Origin of the sequence: Salmonella sp. SAL04214 (assembly GCF_046550615.1) — a bacterium.
GTDB classification, from domain to species: Bacteria; Pseudomonadota; Gammaproteobacteria; order Enterobacterales; family Enterobacteriaceae; genus Salmonella; species Salmonella enterica.
In genome coordinates this window covers 251,473-271,205 of record NZ_JBGDXT010000002.1, presented here as the reverse complement: position 1 = coordinate 271,205, position 19,733 = coordinate 251,473, and the positions used below count along the sequence as shown (strand labels likewise).

The 19,733-nt window shown below is 51.2% G+C and carries 14 protein-coding genes; 6 read left to right on the top strand and 8 right to left on the bottom strand.

The genetic code is table 11. The annotated features are described in order from the left end of the window. Nucleotides 1–17: 17 nt before the first annotated feature. From tamA to ACLJQD_RS04445, 3 genes are read left to right on the top strand one after another with little or no spacing between them, the layout of a single operon-like run. On the top strand, nt 18–1,751 hold the full coding sequence (gene tamA / locus ACLJQD_RS04455; RefSeq protein ID WP_001120235.1) for an autotransporter assembly complex protein TamA: 1,734 nt from the start codon (nt 18–20) through the stop codon (nt 1,749–1,751). Then, nucleotides 1,748–5,527 carry an autotransporter assembly complex protein TamB gene (gene tamB / locus ACLJQD_RS04450; RefSeq protein WP_017441202.1) on the top strand — a complete coding sequence of 1,260 codons (3,780 nt, stop codon included), beginning with the start codon at nt 1,748–1,750 and terminating at the stop codon, nt 5,525–5,527. Before tamA ends, tamB begins: the two co-directional genes overlap by 4 nt. Nucleotides 5,528–5,529: 2 nt before the next feature. Beyond that, nucleotides 5,530–5,874, top strand: a complete 345-nt coding sequence (locus ACLJQD_RS04445; RefSeq protein ID WP_001219167.1) for a gamma-glutamylcyclotransferase — start codon at nt 5,530–5,532, stop codon at nt 5,872–5,874. A gap of 53 nt (nt 5,875–5,927) precedes the next feature. Here the strand turns inward: ACLJQD_RS04445 and ACLJQD_RS04440 are convergent, their stop codons facing one another. The 4 genes from ACLJQD_RS04440 to fbp all read right to left on the bottom strand — a co-directional run bounded on the left by ACLJQD_RS04440 (nt 5,928) and on the right by fbp (nt 10,461). After that, nucleotides 5,928–7,136, bottom strand: a complete 1,209-nt coding sequence (locus tag ACLJQD_RS04440) for an MFS transporter (protein ID WP_000203132.1) — start codon at nt 7,134–7,136, stop codon at nt 5,928–5,930. Then, entirely contained in the window at nt 7,133–8,296 is a 1,164-nt protein-coding gene (locus ACLJQD_RS04435) for a metallo-dependent hydrolase (RefSeq protein WP_017441201.1), read from the bottom strand. The genes ACLJQD_RS04440 and ACLJQD_RS04435 overlap by 4 nt, the downstream gene beginning before the upstream one ends. A 409-nt stretch (nt 8,297–8,705) precedes the next feature. Next, nucleotides 8,706–9,236 (bottom strand): inorganic diphosphatase, encoded by a 531-nt coding sequence (gene ppa / locus ACLJQD_RS04430; protein WP_000055079.1) that lies wholly within the window; start codon nt 9,234–9,236, stop codon nt 8,706–8,708. 226 nt (nt 9,237–9,462) lie between these two features. Next, on the bottom strand, nt 9,463–10,461 hold the full coding sequence (gene fbp, locus ACLJQD_RS04425) for a class 1 fructose-bisphosphatase (RefSeq protein ID WP_000853764.1): 999 nt from the start codon (nt 10,459–10,461) through the stop codon (nt 9,463–9,465). A gap of 174 nt (nt 10,462–10,635) precedes the next feature. On the opposite strand from fbp, the gene mpl reads away from it, so the two are divergent. Together mpl and iolR are read left to right on the top strand one after the other, a co-directional pair. Next, entirely contained in the window at nt 10,636–12,015 is a 1,380-nt protein-coding gene (gene mpl / locus ACLJQD_RS04420; RefSeq protein ID WP_017441200.1) for a UDP-N-acetylmuramate:L-alanyl-gamma-D-glutamyl-meso-diaminopimelate ligase, read from the top strand. Nucleotides 12,016–12,505: 490 nt separating this feature from the next. Further along, a complete protein-coding gene (gene iolR, locus ACLJQD_RS04415; protein WP_000033840.1) occupies nt 12,506–13,339 on the top strand; it encodes a myo-inositol utilization transcriptional regulator IolR in 834 nt (277 codons plus the stop codon). A gap of 50 nt (nt 13,340–13,389) precedes the next feature. Here iolR and iolT1 read toward each other — a convergent pair whose 3' ends face one another. Continuing rightward, nucleotides 13,390–14,823, bottom strand: coding sequence for a myo-inositol import MFS transporter IolT1 (iolT1, locus tag ACLJQD_RS04410; RefSeq protein ID WP_000107710.1), 1,434 nt, complete (start codon nt 14,821–14,823; stop codon nt 13,390–13,392). Between the two features lie 458 nt (nt 14,824–15,281). On the opposite strand from iolT1, the gene iolT2 reads away from it, so the two are divergent. Beyond that, the gene (gene iolT2 / locus ACLJQD_RS04405) at nt 15,282–16,718 is read left to right on the top strand and encodes a myo-inositol import MFS transporter IolT2 (protein WP_000083108.1); all 1,437 of its coding nucleotides are present in this window, start codon (nt 15,282–15,284) and stop codon (nt 16,716–16,718) included. Nucleotides 16,719–17,070: 352 nt separating this feature from the next. Here iolT2 and iolB read toward each other — a convergent pair whose 3' ends face one another. Genes iolB through ACLJQD_RS04390 form a run of 3 tightly spaced genes read right to left on the bottom strand, consistent with a single transcriptional unit; the run spans nt 17,071 to nt 19,728 of the window. Beyond that, a complete protein-coding gene (gene iolB, locus ACLJQD_RS04400) occupies nt 17,071–17,880 on the bottom strand; it encodes a 5-deoxy-glucuronate isomerase (RefSeq protein ID WP_000002010.1) in 810 nt (269 codons plus the stop codon). Nucleotides 17,881–17,904: 24 nt separating this feature from the next. After that, nucleotides 17,905–19,410 (bottom strand): malonate-semialdehyde dehydrogenase IolA, encoded by a 1,506-nt coding sequence (gene iolA, locus ACLJQD_RS04395; RefSeq protein ID WP_000450733.1) that lies wholly within the window; start codon nt 19,408–19,410, stop codon nt 17,905–17,907. Nucleotides 19,411–19,425: 15 nt separating this feature from the next. Beyond that, the gene (locus tag ACLJQD_RS04390) at nt 19,426–19,728 is read right to left on the bottom strand and encodes a hypothetical protein (protein WP_071527474.1); all 303 of its coding nucleotides are present in this window, start codon (nt 19,726–19,728) and stop codon (nt 19,426–19,428) included. Nucleotides 19,729–19,733 lie beyond the last annotated feature (5 nt).

The following is a 19,733-nucleotide window of genomic DNA, read 5'->3' as shown; positions in this document are numbered from 1 at the left end:
GATATTCAGGAGAAAATGTGCCACATATCCGTCAGTTATGTTGGGTTAGCTTACTGTGCCTGAGCAGTTCTGCGGTAGCCGCAAATGTTCGTCTGAAAGTCGAAGGGCTATCCGGAGAGCTGGAAAAAAACGTTCGCGCACAGCTCTCTACGATTCAGAGCGATGAGGTGACGCCGGATCGGCGCTTTCGCGCCCGAGTTGATGATGCGATTCGCGAAGGGCTTAAAGCGTTAGGCTATTACGAACCCACTATCAAATTCGACTTGCTTCCACCGCCTGCGAAAGGACGGCAGGTATTAATCGCCAGGGTTACGCCCGGCCAGCCGGTGTTGATTGGCGGTACAGAAGTCATTTTACGCGGCGGCGCGCGTACGGACAAAGATTATCTGGCCTTACTAAAAACGCGTCCGGCAATCGGCACGGTGCTGAACCAGGGAGACTATGACAATTTTAAGAAGTCGTTAACCAGCGTGTCGCTACGTAAAGGCTATTTCGACAGCGAATTCGTTAAAAGTCAGTTGGGAATTGCTCTGGGCCGTCATCAGGCGTTTTGGGATATTGATTATGATAGCGGTGAGCGCTATCGCTTCGGACCTGTCACCTTCGAAGGTTCGCAGATTCGTGATGAATATTTACAAAATCTGTTGCCGTTTAAAGAGGGCGATGAGTACGAGTCGAAAGATTTGGCGGAACTAAACCGCCGACTTTCCGCTACCGGATGGTTTAATTCTGTCGTGGTGGCGCCGGAATTTGAGAAATCGCGTAAAACAAAAATTCTGCCGTTAAAAGGCGTGGTATCGCCGCGAACCGAAAATACGATTGAAACCGGGGTGGGGTACTCCACCGACGTCGGGCCGCGCGTGAAAGCGTCGTGGAAAAAACCGTGGATGAACTCTTACGGTCATAGTCTGACCACCAGCACCAGTATTTCTGCGCCGGAACAGGTGCTGGATTTTAGTTATAAAATGCCGCTGCTGAAAAACCCGCTGGAGCAATACTATCTGGTACAGGGCGGCTTTAAACGTACCGATTTGAATGATACGGAGCAGGACTCGACCACGCTTGCCGTGTCGCGTTACTGGGACCTTTCCAGCGGTTGGCAGCGGGCGATTAACCTGCGCTGGAGTTTCGACCACTTTACCCAGGGGAACGTCACCAATACCACCATGCTGTTCTACCCGGGCGTGATGATCAGCCGAACCCGCTCGCGAGGGGGACTGATGCCAACCTGGGGCGATTCGCAGCGCTACTCGGTAGACTATTCGAATACGGCCTGGGGTTCCGACGTGGATTTCTCCGTGCTGCAGGCGCAAAACGTCTGGATTCGGACTTTGTACGATCGCCACCGTTTTGTGATGCGCGCCAATTTGGGCTGGATAGAAACCGGTGATTTCGACAAAGTTCCGCCGGATTTACGTTTCTTCGCCGGGGGCGACCGCAGTATTCGCGGCTATAAATACAAATCTATTTCGCCTAAAGATAGCGACGGCAATCTTAAAGGCGCCTCAAAACTGGCAACCGGATCGCTGGAGTACCAGTATAACGTCACCGGCAAATGGTGGGGGGCAGTGTTTGTCGATAGCGGCGAGGCGGTGAGTGATATTCGCCGTAGCGATTTCAAAACCGGGACCGGGGTCGGCGTGCGCTGGGCGTCGCCGGTTGGGCCTATCAAACTCGATTTTGCCGTACCGGTCGGCGACAAAGACGAACACGGTTTACAGTTTTATATCGGTCTGGGGCCTGAATTATGAGTTTATGGAAGAAAATAAGCCTCGGCGTGTTGATTTTCATTGTGGTGTTACTGGCGAGCGTTGCGTTTCTGGTCGGGACGACGACGGGGCTGCATCTGGTATTCAGTGCGGCGAACCGCTGGGTGCCGGGGCTGGAGATTGGGCAGGTTACCGGCGGCTGGCGGGACTTATCGTTAAAAAATATCCGCTATGAGCAGCCGGGCGTTGCGGTAAATGCGGGCGAAATTCATCTGGCCGTTGGGCTTGATTGCCTGTGGCGCAGTAGCCTGTGCGTCAATGATCTGGCGCTAAAAGATATTAATGTCGCTATCGACAGCAAAAAAATGCCACCCTCCGAACCGGCGCAAGAAGAGGAAGAAAGCGGACCGCTGAACCTCTCCACCCCTTGGCCCATCACGCTGTCGCGCGTGGCGTTGAATAACATCAATATCAAGATTGATGACACTACCGTTTCGGTGCTGGATTTTACCTCCGGGCTGGCATGGCAGGAGAAAAACCTGACCCTGAAACCGACGCGGCTTCAGGGATTGCTGATCGCGCTGCCGAAGGTCGCTGACGTGGCGCAGGAAGAGGTGGTTGAACCCAAAATCGAGAAACCTCAACCGGATGAAAAGCCGCTTGGCGAAACGCTAAAAGATCTGTTTGCAAAACCAGTAATGCCGGAGATGACTGATGTTCACCTGCCGCTCAATCTGAATATCGAGTCATTTCGCGGCGAGCAGCTACGCATCACCGGCGATACCGATCTGACGGTGCGCACGATGCTGCTTAAAGTCAGCAGTATCGACGGTAATATGAAGCTGGATACTCTGGATATCGACGCCAACCAGGGCACGGTGAAAGCCTCCGGTACGGCGCAGCTCGCCAATAACTGGCCGGTTGATATTACGCTCAACAGTACGCTGAATATCGATCCGCTAAAGGGTGAAAAGATAAAACTCAAGGTCGGCGGCGCGTTACGCGAACAACTGGAGGTCGGGGTGAACCTTTCCGGGCCGATGGATGTCGCGCTTCGCGCCCAGACGCGGCTGGCGGAGGCCGGTTTACCGCTCAATCTTGAAGTCGTCAGCCAACGCATTGCCTGGCCATTGACGGGTGATACCCAGTTTCAGGCTGACGATCTGAAGCTCAAACTGAGCGGTAAGATGACCGACTATACGTTGTCGATGCGAACCGCCGTGAAAGGACAAGATATTCCGCCGGCGACCATCACGCTGGATGCCAAAGGGAATGCGCGGCAGATTAATCTCGATAAACTCACCGTCGCCGCTCTGGAGGGAAAAACCGAACTGAAAGCGCTGGTGGACTGGCAGCAGGCGATTAGCTGGCGTGGCGAACTGACGCTGAATGGCATCAATACCGCTAAAGAGATCCCGGACTGGCCCGCGAAGCTTAACGGCGTCATGAAAACCAAAGGCAGCCTCTACGGCGGTACCTGGCAGATGGATGTTCCGGAGCTCAAGCTGACCGGCAATGTGAAGCAGAACAGCGTTAACGTCAACGGGACGCTAAAGGGCAACAGCTACATGCAGTGGACGATCCCGGGGCTGCACCTTGCGCTGGGCCCAAACAGCGCCGATATAAAAGGCGAGCTTGGCGTTAAGGAGCTGAATCTTGACGCCGCCATCGATGCGCCAGGGCTGGATAATGCGCTGCCAGGGCTGGGCGGCATGGCAAAAGGAGTCGTTAAAGTCCGCGGTACGGTAGAAGCGCCGCAGTTGTTGGCGGATATCACCGCCCGCGGCTTGCGCTGGCAGGAGCTGTCTGTCGCCCAGGCGCGCATTGAGGGCGATATTAAATCCACCGATCAGATAGCGGGCCATCTCAACGTTCGCGTAGAGCGGATTTCGCAGCCCGACGTTAACATCAATCTGGTGACGCTTGACGCCAAAGGCAGCGAGAAGCAGCATCAGCTACAGCTCCGTGTTCAGGGAGAACCGGTATCCGGTCAACTCTCCCTGACAGGCAGTTTTGATCGCGAGGCGGCGCGCTGGAAAGGGACGTTAAGCGACACCCGTTTCCAGACGCCAGTGGGGCCATGGTCGTTGACCCGCGCGATTACGCTGGACTACCGTAATAAAGAACAGAAAATCAGTATCGGGCCGCATTGTTGGCTGAACCCGAACGCCGAGCTGTGCGTACCGCAAACCATTGATGCGGGCGCCGCAGGACGGGCGGTGGTCAATCTCAACCGCTTTGATCTGGCGATGCTGAAGCCATTTATGCCTGATACCACTCAGGCCAGTGGGATCTTTAGCGGGAAAGCGGACGTGTCGTGGGACACCACCCAGGAGGGATTGCCGCAGGGGAAGGTCACGCTTTCCGGTCGTAACGTGAAGGTCACGCAGACCGTCAATGACGCGCCGTTACCGGTCGCGTTTGAGACGCTGAACCTCAGCGCCGATCTGCACAATAATCGCGCCGAGCTGGGATGGCTGATTCGCCTGACGAACAATGGTCAATTCGATGGCCAGGTGCAGGTAACCGATCCTCAGGGGCGGCGCAATCTCGGCGGTAACGTCAACATGCGCAATCTCAATCTGGCGATGGTCAACCCTGTCTTTTCGCGCGGCGAAAAAGCGGCGGGAATGTTAAACGCCAGGCTACGTCTGGGCGGCGATGTGCAAAGCCCGCAGTTGTTTGGTCAGTTGCAGCTTAGCGCGCTGGATATTGACGGTAATTTTATGCCGTTTGAGATGCAGCCGAGCCAGCTCACCATGAACTTTAGCGGGACGCGTTCGACGCTCGCCGGTATCGTGCGAACACAACAAGGGCAAATTAACCTGAACGGTAACGCCGACTGGAGTCAGATTGACAACTGGCGCGCGCGGGTGACGGCGAAAGGCAGCCGGGTGCGGATTACCGTTCCGCCGATGGTGCGCCTGGATGTCTCGCCGGATGTGGTCTTTGACGCGACGCCTTCGCTGTTCACGTTGGATGGGCGTGTGGACGTTCCGTGGGCGCGAATTGTGGTGCACGACCTGCCGGAGAGCGCGGTCGGCGTCTCCAGCGATGTGGTTATGCTCAACAATGACTTGCAACCAGAAACGCCGCAGACAGCGTCTATTCCCATCAACAGTAATCTGACGGTCCACGTCGGCAACAACGTGCGCATCGACGCCTTCGGGCTTAAAGCGCGTTTGACCGGCGATTTGAAAGTCGCGCAGGATAAGCAGGGGCTGGGGCTGAATGGTCAAATCAATATTCCTGACGGCCGATTCCGCGCCTACGGCCAGGACCTGCTTGTCCGTAAAGGCGAGCTGCTGTTCTCCGGCCCGCCGGATCAGCCGCTGCTCAATATCGAAGCGATCCGTAACCCTGACGCCACCGAAGACGATGTCATTGCGGGCGTGCGTGTCACAGGCACTGCTGATGAACCCAAAGCGGAAATCTTCTCCGATCCGGCGATGCCGCAGGCTGAAGCGCTTTCTTATCTGCTGCGTGGGCAGGGGTTGGACAGCAATCAGAGTGATAGCGCAGCAATGACTTCCATGCTTATTGGCCTGGGGGTTGCGCAAAGTGGTCAGGTTGTGGGTAAAATCGGAGAGACATTCGGTGTAAGTAATCTGGCGCTGGACACGCAAGGGGTGGGCGATTCGTCCCAGGTTGTGGTCAGCGGCTATGTACTGCCGGGTCTACAGGTGAAGTATGGTGTAGGGATATTTGACTCTCTGGCGACGCTCACGTTACGTTATCGCCTGATGCCTAAGCTATATCTGGAAGCAGTGTCTGGCGTAGATCAGGCACTTGATTTGCTCTATCAGTTTGAGTTTTAGCAATGCGAATATTTGTCTATGGCAGTTTACGACAGAAACAAGGCAACAGTCACTGGATGACCAATGCCCAATTGCTTGGCGATTACCGTATCGATAACTACCAGTTGTATAGTCTGGGCCACTATCCAGGCGCAGTTCCGGGAAACGGAGCGGTATACGGTGAAGTTTATCGAATTGATAACGCCACGCTGGCCGAACTTGATGCTTTGCGCACCAGGGGCGGTGAATACGCACGCCAGTTAATCCAGACGCCTTACGGCAGCGCATGGATGTATGTATATCAACGTCCTGTTGATGGGTTAACTCTGATTGAAAGCGGTGACTGGTTAGACAGAAACCAGCCCTGAACTGAACACGCCACCCTCGGGTGGCGTTGTTTTTTACATTCTGGCTGATGGCGCTAGCGCCGGGCACGATGAGCTCTTATTCTGCCGTAGATCAATAATGACGCGCCGCCCAGGATAACAATGCATCCGAGAACCATAAATCCCTGCATATAGCTGCCGGTTGTCCGGTAAAAATAGCCGACCATAAGGCCTGCCAGCGTACCGCCGCCGCCGGCGCCGATGCCATTAATAATACCGGAGGCTGGGCCAATCGCATGGGGTTTAACGTTCGACTGGATAATCGACCAGATATTGGGGGTAAAGCTGGCGGCATAATAACCCATCGCCAGGGTAATGAGCGTGATTTTAAAGCCCGGCGCATCGACAAATGGCAGGAGAAATAACATCACGCCGGGGATTAGTAGGCCCAGTGAAGCAATAAGTACACGCTTTTGTGTCTTATCACTGATCCATGAGATAGGGATTGCCAGTATAACCGCAGTCAGATAAGGCAGAGAACTGACCAATGCTTTACTGAATCCGGTATAGCCGAGAGAATTGACAACCATGGGGATCCATAACGTAATTCCCCAGAACAACATCCCTTGAGTGATGTAGGTAAAAATAAGGAGTAGGAAGGGGGTTCCGCCCAGCGATTCCAGGGTAAGTTTAGTTTTCTCTGTTGGCGCCGGCGCACGATAATAAGGCGCTTCTTCCTGTTTTTTCAGCATTGTTATATAAAGTGGAACCACAACAACAATGCCGATCACACCAGTGATAATAAAAACATTTCGCCAACCGAAGGCAGCATCCAGCGGAGACAAAATCATAAATCCCAGGCCTAATGCCAGGAACTGTCCATAATACTGGATAATGCTGTTCGCCTGCGTCCGTTCTTTGTCTGAAAACCAGTCGCTGGCGAAGCGGGACTGCTGCGGCCAATAAATGCCTTCGGTAATGCCAAGCACCAGCCGACAAATCAAAATAACGTACACTGACGAGGTAAATCCGACAAAAACGGTCGCAATCGACCAGATTAGCACCATCAGAATGACTATTTTTTTCGGATCGTATCGCTGGGTAAATACGCCGCCAAAAATATTTGAAAAGGCATAGCCAATAAGAAATATGGTTAATACAATGCTGGCCGTTGCGCCATCAATATTCAGGTCGTGTGTAATCGTAGGTAACGTAACGGAAAGATTAGAACGGTCAAGATAAGCAACAAAAAGGCCGAACATTAATGTTGCGCCGATCCGTAGCCATTTTTGCATTGAGGTCATTTTTCAACTCCGTTTGGCCGCGCGCCAAAATCAATTTGACGAAATAATATCTCACCGGATTTTATGGTCATTTGTGGTACCAGCACATGCGTCCCCGTGAGCGTTTCACCATGAATATCGGCAAATTCAACATGCCTGTTTTTTAATTTAAAGATGGCGATATCGGCAAATGCCCCAGGGGCCAGCGTACCAATTTCTGCTGCCATGCCCAATAAAACTGCTGGGGTATGGGTACAGGCGTTAATGACATCGGTAAGCGCGACGCCGAGTGCTAAATATTTCGATAAAATCCATGGTAAGGCGTAAACAGGCCAGGCGAGTTTAGTGATGGTTGAGAGATCGCTACTGATGATATCCGGAAGAAAGCCATTGGCGATGGCTCGGCGTGCCGTGTTCATTGAAAAATGGCTGCGACCATTGGCGGCATCAAATATAACGCCTCTTTCCCTTGCCTGACGGACTTCGGCTAAGACAGCGCCTTCATCAGTAAGAATGGTGCTACCTTTGCCGTGAAACGCATGAGCGATAATATCGCCGCGGCGTAGCAAGGAGACAAGTTCTTTCATGGGAACGACGGGATGAGTCGAGTGTATTGCCACGGGGCACCTTAAATCGTTGGCAATACGAAGGGATTCAGTCAGCGGTTTTAATCCATATTCAGCAATGTCCTCAGTCTGAACCTTGAGTTTTAATCCCTGAAGAACGTTGCGATACTGGCGAAACAGCGCGTGGATCTTATTTTCATCAATATTGTCAGGATCATAATTTTCTTGTGACCAGGTTTGGCCCGGCGGCGACACGGTCAGAAACGCTTTGATTCGAACTTTGCTGGCGCAAATCACCGTTCGGTAGAAGGCATCAAAGTTTGCCGTACCGGCAGAACCTGCATCCACGACGGTGGTGACGCCATTCGGCGGCATGTACATATCAGGCCTGACGCCGCCTTCCGTCGCGTCATAAAAAACATGCGCGTGATAATCGATAAGACCGGGAGTGACGATCATGCCGTCGGCATGGATAATCCGGGTCTCCGAAGTTACAGGATATTTATCGGCATCAACGATAATATCGTTAATGATGCGTAAATTGTTAATGTCATTAATATTACGAGCGGGATCGATGATATGTCCACCGGTAATTAATATATCATTTTTCATCATAATCTCTTAAAGTAGTAAATAATTATGGCAGCCCTTAAAAATATATTAAAAAGTGTGTTTTGAGCGGATGTTATGTTGGATTAAAAATACGGTTATTGGTAGGGAGAGCTTAGGATACCTTATTAAAAAGGTAATCGGGCTTATGCACTAAATAAGAATTTAGCGCTTGCTAATATTTAGGGCGTAAGTCCATGGGAGTCTGCGGGCATTCACAAAACAATTATTATCTTGAGCTTTTTAGAGAAACCGTGAGCGTATTCAACCCTTTTTAATAAAAAATAAGGTAGAGTTTTATTCATTCCGTGAATGTTAAACTAATAATGATAAAAATTGTGTTCTATTCATTAGCCAATAAAAAGGCCCTCATTACTATGAGAGCCTTTATCTTGACGATTATGTAAAAGCGAACTTATTTCTTCGCTGCGCGCTCGAAGGAGGCAACGATTTCCGCTTTAGCCGCTTCGGCGTTGTCCCAACCGTCAACTTTCACCCATTTGCCTTTTTCGAGATCTTTATAATGCTCGAAGAAATGAGTGATCTGCGCTTTCAGCAGTTCCGGCAGATCGTTCACATCTTTAATGTGATCGTACTCTTTGCTCAGTTTGGTGTGCGGTACGGCAACCAGTTTCGCATCTTCACCGGATTCGTCGGTCATTTTCAGTACGCCAACCGGACGGCAACGGATGACGGCGCCTGGCTGCAGCGGGTACGGCGTCGGGACCAGAACGTCTACCGGGTCGCCGTCCAGAGACAGGGTATGGTTGATGTAACCGTAGTTGCACGGATAGAACATCGCGGTGGACATGAAGCGGTCAACGAACAGCGCGCCGCTCTCTTTGTCAACTTCGTATTTGATCGGATCTGCGTTAGCCGGGATCTCGATAACGACGTAGATATCTTCCGGCAGTTCTTTACCCGCCGGGACGTTGAGTAAGCTCATGTCTGTTTCCTTTGAATTTATGACAAACAAGTGGCGAGTATTATAGCCAACTCACGCCGAAAGTCTTCGCTTGTTTTCGTTTCCGCCTCATCTGGCGCGTCGTTGCGGAGCATAAACGACAAAGGTTAAGAACCGGAAAAATCACGGGCCTGATAAGGCAACGCCGCCATCGGACATGTTATTGCCCAATGGCGGCTTCATGCGTTAGTCCGCATGGTGGTAAAGATTACGCGTCCGGGTATTCGCGGATAAAGCGTTCCACATCGTCAACCATATGGCGGTTGCCGACGAAGAACGAGCGGCGCTGGTGCAGGCTTTCCGGAATGATATCCAGAATACGTTCTTTACCATCGCTTGCTTTGCCGCCGGCCTGTTCCGCGAGGAACGCCATCGGGTTGCATTCATACAGCAGACGCAGTTTCCCCTGCGGATGGCTGGCGGTGCTGGGGTAGAGATAGATGCCGCCTTTCAGCAGGTTGCGGTGGAAATCGGCCACCAGAGAGCCAATGTAACGTGAGGTATAAGGGCGACTTGTTGAACTATCCTCTTCCTGGCAGAATTTGATGTACTTCTTCACGCCATTCGGGAATTTAATGTAGTTGCCTTCGTTAATGGAGTAGGTTTTACCCTTTTCCGGGAAACGCATACGTTCCTGGCACAGACAGAACACGCCTAACGACGGATCGTAGGTGAAAGCGTGTACGCCGCAGCCGGTGGTGTAAACCAGCATGGTGGACGAGCCATACACGACATATCCCGCAGCGACCTGTTTGTTGCCGGGTTGCAGGAAATCTTCTTCGGTGACCGGCGTGCCGACGGGCGTCACGCGGCGATAAATCGAGAAAATCGTACCGACAGAGACGTTAACGTCGATGTTAGAAGAGCCATCCAGAGGGTCCATCAGCACCACATATTTCGCGTGTTCGCAGCCTTCAAAGACGACAATTTCGTCCTCTTCTTCCGATGCGATGCCCGCTACAATATCGCGCGCTTTTAGTGCAGCTTTCAGTTTCTCGTTCGCGAACAGATCGAGTTTCTGCTGAACCTCGCCCTGTACGTTCTCAGCACCGCTGGCACCCAGGATATCGACCAGACCGGCCTTGTTGATATCGCGGTGGATGATCTTGGCGCCCAATTTTATTGCCGACAGCAAAGCAGTGAGCTCACCGGTAGCCTGAGAGAACTCGTGCTGCTTTTCGACAATAAATTCACCTAACGTTTTCATAACACTTTCCCTGCAATTGATTGGAGTAAAGCGACCGTAACAATCTTAACAAACATTTCAGATGATGCGCTCAGGTGAATCGCGCCAGCAAAGTACAGATTTACCTGAAATGCGTTTCTCACTTGCCAGACATGTGCGTAAAATGGCTCGCAGATAAAAAAAGGATAGTGACGTATGCGCATTCATATTTTGGGAATTTGTGGCACTTTCATGGGGGGGCTGGCGATGCTGGCTCGCTCGCTTGGTCATGAAGTAACGGGTTCGGACGCCAATGTGTATCCGCCGATGAGTACCTTACTTGAGAAGCAAGGCATTGATCTGATCCAGGGTTATGACGCCAGCCAGCTCGATCCGCAGCCGGATCTGGTGATTATCGGCAATGCGATGACGCGCGGGAATCCGTGCGTGGAAGCGGTGCTGGAAAAAAATATTCCCTTTATGTCTGGTCCACAGTGGCTGCACGACTTTGTGTTGCGCGATCGCTGGGTACTGGCGGTCGCCGGTACCCACGGCAAAACCACGACCGCAGGCATGGCGACCTGGATACTGGAAGCGTGCGGGTACAAACCGGGCTTCGTGATCGGCGGCGTACCGGGCAACTTTGAGGTTTCCGCGCGCCTGGGCGAGAGCCCGTTCTTTGTTATCGAAGCGGATGAGTACGACTGCGCGTTCTTTGATAAACGTTCTAAATTTGTGCATTACTGCCCGCGGACGCTGATCCTCAACAACCTTGAGTTTGATCATGCCGACATCTTCGACGATCTGAAAGCGATCCAGAAGCAGTTCCACCATCTGGTGCGCATCGTGCCGGGGCAGGGGCGCATCATCTGGCCGGAAAACGACATCAACCTGAAACAGACCATGGCGCTGGGCTGCTGGAGCGAGCAAGAGCTGGTGGGCGAGCAGGGACACTGGCAGGCGAAGAAGCTGACTACGGATGCTTCCGAGTGGGAAGTGTGGCTGGACGGCGAAAAAGTCGGCGATGTGAAATGGGGCCTGGTCGGCGAACATAACATGCACAACGGTCTGATGGCGATTGCCGCCGTGCGCCACGTGGGCGTCGCGCCCGCAGAAGCTGCCAGTGCGCTGGGGTCATTTATTAACGCCCGCCGCCGTCTGGAGCTACGCGGTGAAGCGAACGGCGTGACGGTGTATGACGATTTTGCTCACCATCCGACGGCAATTCTGGCCACGCTGGCGGCGCTGCGCGGTAAAGTGGGCGGCACCGCGCGCATTATCGCAGTGCTGGAGCCGCGCTCTAACACGATGAAGATGGGGTTATGCAAGGATGACCTGGCACCGTCGTTAGGGCGTGCGGATGAAGTGTTCCTGCTGCAGCCGCCGCATATTCCGTGGCAAGTGGCGGAAGTCGCCGAAGCCTGCGTACAGCCTGCTCACTGGAGTGGCGATGTCGATACGCTGGCGGAAATGGTGGTGAAAACCGCACAGCCTGGCGATCACATCCTGGTGATGAGCAACGGCGGTTTCGGCGGCATCCATCAGAAATTGCTGGATGGGCTGGCGAAAAAAGCTCAGAACGTAACAGCGTATTAAATGACTATGCGGTCAGCCAGCCTTGTGGCTGGCTGTTTTATATGGGGCATCTTGCCATCGAAAGCGCATTCCGCTCGCCGGGAGACGTTAAAGCAATACTGAAAAATCATTTGCCGCTCAGTATTGAAAAAGAGTAGACGCATATCCTTAAAGTAATCAGTGTAATACACTAAGAGTGTTCCGCCGGTTGCCGTATGCGGGACGAAAAGAGCCAGTTCGCAATAACAGATGAAGGTTTCGTGATTTATAAACGTCACCTTCTGCCTTTCAACGTTTGCGATGCCGCCTGGCTGCGGGCATCGTCCAGTCATAACAATGCTGATCCTGTCGCATTTATGCGGTCAGATTCAGATTGCTCAGAACCCAGCCCGCCAGCAAATTCTGTACTGAAGGTAACCACAGCGCAATTTGAATGTTGTTAACTGTATGTTCAGTTCATTTGTGCTAATATGGTTATTTACGAAATTTTCGTTCTATTAGAGTATCATGCATGTCTAAACATCAAACTCAACTTTCCTTACTGCAGGATGATATCCGCAGTCGCTATGACAGCCTTAGCAAACGTCTTAAACAAGTTGCTCAGTATATTCTGGATAATAGTAATAGCGTTGCTTTTGACACGGTCGCTTCCATCGCGCAACATGCCGATGTTCCCCCTTCGACACTGATTCGTTTTGCTAATGCGTTTGGTTTTAGCGGATTTAATGAAATGAAACAGGTATTTCGCCAGCACCTGATGGAGGAAACAGTAAGCTATACCGAGCGGGCGCGTCTGTTCAGACAGAAAAATGCGGATGAAGGGGAACCTACCCCGGAAAAGCCGGGTGAAATTCTGAAGCTATTTTCAATGGTGAATGCACAGGTATTACAACAATTACCGGTGCAGATTAAAAATGAGCAGTTGGATGCGGCGGTCAATCTGTTAGCGAAAGCCGACAATATTTATGTGATTGGATTACGTCGTTCGTTTAGCGTGGCCAGTTATTTAACCTACGCATTGCGTCATCTGGAGAGACGGGCATTTTTAATTGACGGTATTGGCGGAATGTTCTCTGAACAGCTAAGTATGGTCAGCCCCGACGATGTTGTTATTGCCATCAGCTACTCGCCTTACGCGCAGGAAGTGGTGGAATTAGTCGAGCTTGGCGCGAAACGCGGTGCGCACCATATTGCGATAACCGATAGCCAGGTCAGCCCGCTGGCAGCGTTCAGTGAAGTCTGTTTTGTGGTACGTGAAGCGCAGGTCGATGGTTTCCGTTCTCAGGTCGCGTCCATGTGTCTGGCGCAAACGTTAGCGGTTTCACTGGCGCTGGCGACGGAGTAAAAAAACAAGCCGATGATCGTATTTAGCGATCATCGGCATTGTGGTGAAACTTAATCAGAATAACGTTCGGTTTGAATTGGCTGCGGTTTTTTTCTGCGTTTTGCTAACACTACGCTCTCCATTTTCTCCAGCGAAATGCCTTTTGTTTCCGGCAGGTAACGGCAGATAAAGAAGTAACTGAAGATGCAGCAGATGGCGAATATCCACATTGGAAATGCGCCGTGGAAATGCGAAAGTAAATACGGGTTTTCATTAATCATCGGGAAGAATTGCGAAACTAAAAAGTTTGCCATCCACATAAATCCGACCGAAATACTCATTCCCTGCGACCTCATCCGGTTAGGGAATATTTCAGAAATAAGCACCCATGCGCCCACGCCCCAGGAAAGCGCGTAGAAAATCATAAAGAACAGCATACCGAATAGCGCGAAATAACCGGTTGCCTGGCTGTACAGCGCCCATGAGGTGAGCAACAAGCCGATGATGCTGCCAATAGTGCCTTTACGCATCAGCGACAAACGCCCCATCTTATCCATAATCATTGCGCCAATAATGGAACCGATAAGCTGAATCACGCCGATCCAGATTGTCTGGAACAGGGCCTCCTGGGCGCTACCGGTCACATCCTTAAGGACGATTGGCGCGTAATACATCATGACGTTAACCCCTGTTACCTGTTGCAGCATAGCGATCATGCAGCCCAGAATCAGGATGAAACGCACGTTCCCGTCGCGGTAATTGAGTTTTTGATGGGCGTTTAGTTGGTCGTTTTGCAGTGAGGTTTTTATATCGGCAAGAAGATGTCTGGCATGTTCTTCGTTGGATATTTTGGTCAGTATTTTTAGCGTCTCCTCCTCGCGACCAATCATCATCATCCAGCGGGGAGATTCCGGGATTAAAAAGACTAAAATACAGAACAAAATGCAGGGAATAATGCCCGCAGCAAACATATAGCGCCAGCCAAGTTCAATGAGCCAGGTATCCGCTGCAATCGATGCTATTTTGTAGTTAACGTAGAAGATCAGAATCTGACCGAAAACGATAGCGAACTGCTGCATACTTAATGCTCTGCCGCGCATGTTTTTCGGTGAGACTTCAGACATATACATCGGTGATACTGTTGCCGCCAGGCCGACTGCCAGTCCACCGATAATGCGATAAATCACAAAATGGGTGAACGTGTAGGAGAGGGAGGTGCCCACTGCGGAAATAGTGAATAACAGCGCTGAAACCATCAATGATTTCTTGCGTCCAAAACGTTTGGATAAATATCCGGCGCTAAACGAACCAATAACGCACCCCACCACAACGCAGGAAACCGCCCAGCCGGTCTCAGCAGGAGATAGATGAAAGTAGCTGGTCAGTGAACCAATCGCACCTGAAATAACAGCAGTATCGTAGCCAAATAATATTCCGCCCAGTGCGGCAATCGCGCAGATGCGTAATATGTAACCCGTATTATAACAACTATCTGATGTGGACATAGGTAGATTATCTCCAGAATAAACTTCATCTATCTGTTTGAATTTAGTGAACAAATAGACAAATTCATCTTATGTCGGTCATTGCCGTAGCTCTGCCGACGATCTTATAGCTATTGAGAACTCTCGTTTCACAACCTATGTTTTAATTTCAAAACGATCAATAATGAAACTTATGTTTTGTTATGGGTATCACATTTCGAATTTCATAATCCTGGCGTTTTTTATCGTTAAGATGCTGCGTTTTGCGCAGTGCTCCCCTGTATCTTGATGAATTTACTTTGTTTTATTGTTTTCTTGACAGTGCCTGAGTTCAATTTGTCAGGGGCCGTACTTTTTGTTCTTTCCTGGAATATCTCCATTTCGTGATCTTTTGCATGGAATTTTTCTTCTAATGAATGCAAAAATAAAATGAAAAATTTCATTGGTGTGTTGTTTCCTCAACAGGCAAGGGAGGGATTATGTCTCAGAGAAGTAAGTACAATTCGGCCTATGTGTACGTCCTGTGTTGTATTGCGGCGCTGGCTGGATTGATGTTTGGTTATTCAACGGCGGTGATTACCGGGGTGGTATTGCCTTTACAGCAGTATTACCAACTGACGCCAACCGAGACCGGATGGGCCGTTTCCAGTATCGTGATTGGTTGTATCATCGGCGCGCTGGTCGGTGGAAAAATTGCCGATAAACTGGGGCGTAAACCTGCGCTTCTGATCATTGCGATCATTTTTATCGCTTCTTCCTTAGGGGCGGCGATGAGTGAATCGTTTATGATCTTCTCCCTTTCCCGCATTGTGTGTGGTTTTGCGGTTGGGATGGCCGGAACGGCATCCACCATGTATATGTCTGAACTGGCGCCTGCTGAAATTCGCGGCAAAGCGCTGGGCATTTACAATATTTCCGTGGTATCTGGCCAGGTTATCGTGTTTATAGTCAACTATCTGATAGCAAAAGGAATGCCTGCTGATGTGCTGGTTTCCCAGGGCTGGAAGACTATGCTTTTTGCCCAAGTGGTACCCTCCATTGCGATGTTAGCGATTACGCTTTTCCTACCCGAATCACCGGCATGGTGCGCCCGTAACAACCGCAGCGAAGCTCGTTCGATAAAGGTGCTTACCCGGATCTACAGTGGATTAACGGCCACAGATGTGGCCGCTATTTTTGACAGCATGAAAGAAACCGTACGTCCACAGGACAACGTCGCCGGGGGAGAACGCACCAACCTGAAAAGCTCGCCGGTGCTCCGCTATATTCTGTTGGTTGGATGCTGTATCGCCGTTTTGCAACAGTTCACAGGCGTTAACGTAATGAACTATTATGCGCCGCTGGTGTTGCAGAACAGCAGTACCGAAGTGGTTATGTTCCAGACCATTTTTATCGCGGTATGTAATGTGGTGGGCAGTTTTATCGGCATGATCCTGTTCGACCGCTATGGCCGTATACCGATTATGAAAATTGGTACCATCGGCTCAATTGTCGGCCTGTTGATCGCGTCATACGGTTTGTACACCCATGATACAGGTTACATTACCATCTTTGGCATCCTGTTTTTTATGCTGCTGTTTGCCGTCAGCTGGAGCGTTGGCGCATGGGTACTGATTTCTGAGGTTTTCCCTGAAAAGATAAAAGGTTTTGGGATGGGGCTGGCGGTGAGTCTGATGTGGATAGCCAACTTCCTCATCTCACTGTTGTTCCCGGTCATAAATGATAACGCCTGGCTGCAGGAGACCTTCGGCGGCGCTTTCTCGATGTGGATTTTTGTCGTCTTTAATTTGGTCTGCTATGTCTTTATTTCTCGTTATGTGCCGGAAACAAAAGGGGTGCCGCTAACAGAAATTGAACGGCTGGCCGAGAACAAGCTGCGTGAAATTCAGGGGAAACGTCGCGATGTAATAGCCTGATACCTCTCCAATATTAGCGGAGAATATCCAGAGATATTCTCCGCTGGTTACACAACCTTTACTCCCTCCAGCGAGTGCGCACAGGATATACCCTGTTGAAACCTCCCCAGTGTTTACCACCTCTACGTAACTAATTGATCTATAATAATATCGGCAAATAGGGTAAGTCTTCTTCTGCATCATTATTTTATTGCGTATTCCTGGTGGGGGCCGTGCCGTAAATACGCTATATACAAAACAGGGAAATAATTTAAGAGAAGGCGGATAGCGATCTTATGAGCGTGTGTGGCGCAGAGTTGAATAAAAAAGCCAGCCGCAGAGGACGGCTGGCAAAGTACCACTCAACGAAGTGTTATCGCGGGTAGTCTGGTGAGTTAATCCACGCGTGGTTCTCTTCCCAGGTGAAACGCCATTTTCGTAGCGGGCCGGCCATCACGTTCAGATAGTAGTTATCGTAACCCGCGATGGTGGCAACCGGGTGGTAGCCCTTAGGTACTTTCACTACATCCCGGTTATAGACCGCCATACATTCATCCAGGCTGCGATCGTCGGTGTAGACGCGCTGTAAGCAGAATCCCTGAGGTGGATTGAAACGGTGATAGTACGTCTCTTCCAGATAGGTCTCCTGGCCTTCAACTGCCGTATCGTGCTTGTGCGCGGGCCAGGAGCTGGTATCGCCTTCATTAGTGTACACTTCAACGACTAGCAGGCTGTCGGCGAGCTGGCTATCAGGAAGGATGTTATGCACCAGGCGCTGATTGCGCCCTTTTCCCCGATGCTCTACCCCGACCTCTTGTGGCGAGATCAGACGTACCGGAAGCTCTCCGAATCCCGGCGCGCTGCATACGGCCAGCTCAAGGTCGGTTTCGGCTGTCACTTTCGCCTCCGTATGATGGGGGAGGTAAACCGAATAAGCCGGAATGCGTTCAAACGGACTCATGCGCTGACCAATCCGATAGAAAAAACTGTCGGCGGCCTTAACGCTGGCCAGCCCGGCAACCAGCACCAGACAGCGTTCACGCTCATCGGACGGCAGGGTTATCGACTCTCCAGCCTTCAACTGCCAGACATCAAAACCGACATACTCCCAGCCTGCATTTTGAGGGGAAATGTGTTGGATATTTCCCGACTCAGAGGTACAGGTACTCAGCAAGTTGGCCATAATCTTCTCCTTCCTGAAAGCGTATTAACCGAGAGTCGGCATACTGAACTCCGATACGATCTGCTGTCCGTTCGGCCAACGCGAGGTAACGGTTTTCATCCGGGTATAGAAGCGCACGCCATCCGGCCCATGGACGTTCAGGGCGCCAAACACCGAGCGCTTCCAGCCGCCAAAAGAGTGAAATGCCATCGGAACCGGAACTGGAATATTAATACCGACCATCCCGGCTTCAACCGACTGGGCGAATTCGCGCGCATAGTGACCGTTGGTGGTGAAAATCACGCTGCCGTTGCCGAATTCATGGGAGTTTACCGTGCTAATGGCGGTGGCATAATCCGGGACGCGCACAATTCCGAGAACCGGGCCAAAAATTTCTTCACGCCAGATGGTCATCTCAGGCGTGACGTTATCAAACAGAGTGCCGCCGACATAAAAGCCTTCAGGATATCCCGCCACGCTATAGTTGCGGCCATCCATGACCAGAGTTGCTCCCTCGCTAACCCCTTTGTCGATGTAACCCAACACTTTCTGTTGGTGAGCACGTGAAACAACCGGGCCCATTTCATTTTCATCTTTGCCGCGCAACTCTCCCGGGCCGATACGTAGCGCCGCAATCAGCGGTTTCAGGCGTTCGATCAGACGGTCCGCCGTTTCATCGCCCACCGCGACCACTACCGGCAGCGCCATACAGCGTTCGCCCGCGGAACCAAATGCTCCGCCCATAATGGCGTTGACGGTGGCGTCCAGGTCTGCATCCGGCATGACGATTGCGTGATTTTTGGCGGCCCCGAAGGCCTGTACGCGTTTGCCATGGGCGCTGGCGGTGGTATAGATATGTTCCGCGACGGCGGAGGAACCGACAAAGCTGACGGCCTGTACGCGAGGGTCGCTGGTCAACAGGCTAGCCGCCTCATTGCCACAGTGAACAACGTTAAACACGCCGTCCGGCAGGCCAGCCTCCTGTAGAAGCTGCGCCATACGTAACGATGCGGACGGCACCAGTGCGGGCGGCTTCAGAACGAAGGTATTGCCGCAAGCCAGAGCAACCGGGAACATCCACATAGGCACCATTGCCGGGAAGTTAAACGGTGTGATGCCTGCCACAACCCCAAGCGGCTGCATTAATGAAAAGCTGTCAACGCCTGAGCCGACGTTAAAGGAGTACTCTCCTTTGCTGAGGTGCGGGATCCCGCAGGCAAATTCGACAACCTCTATGCCGCGCGTCAGTTCGCCAAGCGCATCTGACCAGACCTTGCCATGCTCGCTGACGATCAGCGCCGCCAGTTCCTCCCGATGCTTTTCCAGTAATACTTTGAATTCAAAAAGGATACGTGCCCGGCGTAGCGGAGTCATTTTACTCCATGCCGGAAAAGCCTCATGTGCGCTTTGAATTGCCGCCAGCATCTCCTCTCGGGTGCTCTGGGTGACCTGACGAATTACTTTACCGGTGGCCGGATTAGTCACCGGTAGCGTCTCGCCGCTGCTGCTCAGTGTCGTTTTACCATGAATAAAATTGCCGACTGTTTCCATCTCTTTTTTATCCTCTTAAACCGATGTTGACGACGTTCTGACTGAGCGGTCACAGGAAAGCCTGGTTATCTTCAGCCTAAAACGCATACCGTATTCAATGTAAATTTTAGGATTAAAAATTTCAAATTTATTTTTATGAAATTTTATTTTGAAAATTTGACGGCTGATTTTTATACGAGGGTATGTGCAGTAAGAAATCAAAAATATAATTAACTTATTGATTTTTATCGTTTTTATTTGGTGTGGTATCAATGATTGTCTGTTGTGACGAGGAAAGATTTGGAAAAAATTATGATCTATATAGCATTTTTGTTTCATTTGGT

Coding starts and splice junctions, on each gene's coding strand:
- tamB (WP_017441202.1), top strand. CDS start 1,748: ATGAGTTTATGGAAGAAAATAAGCCTCGGCGTGTTGATTTTCATTGTG.
- ACLJQD_RS04445 (WP_001219167.1), top strand. CDS start 5,530: ATGCGAATATTTGTCTATGGCAGTTTACGACAGAAACAAGGCAACAGT.
- ACLJQD_RS04440 (WP_000203132.1), bottom strand. CDS start 7,136: ATGACCTCAATGCAAAAATGGCTACGGATCGGCGCAACATTAATGTTC.
- ACLJQD_RS04435 (WP_017441201.1), bottom strand. CDS start 8,296: ATGATGAAAAATGATATATTAATTACCGGTGGACATATCATCGATCCC.
- ppa (WP_000055079.1), bottom strand. CDS start 9,236: ATGAGCTTACTCAACGTCCCGGCGGGTAAAGAACTGCCGGAAGATATC.
- fbp (WP_000853764.1), bottom strand. CDS start 10,461: ATGAAAACGTTAGGTGAATTTATTGTCGAAAAGCAGCACGAGTTCTCT.
- mpl (WP_017441200.1), top strand. CDS start 10,636: ATGCGCATTCATATTTTGGGAATTTGTGGCACTTTCATGGGGGGGCTG.
- iolR (WP_000033840.1), top strand. CDS start 12,506: ATGTCTAAACATCAAACTCAACTTTCCTTACTGCAGGATGATATCCGC.
- iolT1 (WP_000107710.1), bottom strand. CDS start 14,823: ATGTCCACATCAGATAGTTGTTATAATACGGGTTACATATTACGCATC.
- iolT2 (WP_000083108.1), top strand. CDS start 15,282: ATGTCTCAGAGAAGTAAGTACAATTCGGCCTATGTGTACGTCCTGTGT.
- iolB (WP_000002010.1), bottom strand. CDS start 17,880: ATGGCCAACTTGCTGAGTACCTGTACCTCTGAGTCGGGAAATATCCAA.
- iolA (WP_000450733.1), bottom strand. CDS start 19,410: ATGGAAACAGTCGGCAATTTTATTCATGGTAAAACGACACTGAGCAGC.
- ACLJQD_RS04390 (WP_071527474.1), bottom strand. CDS start 19,728: ATGAAACAAAAATGCTATATAGATCATAATTTTTTCCAAATCTTTCCT.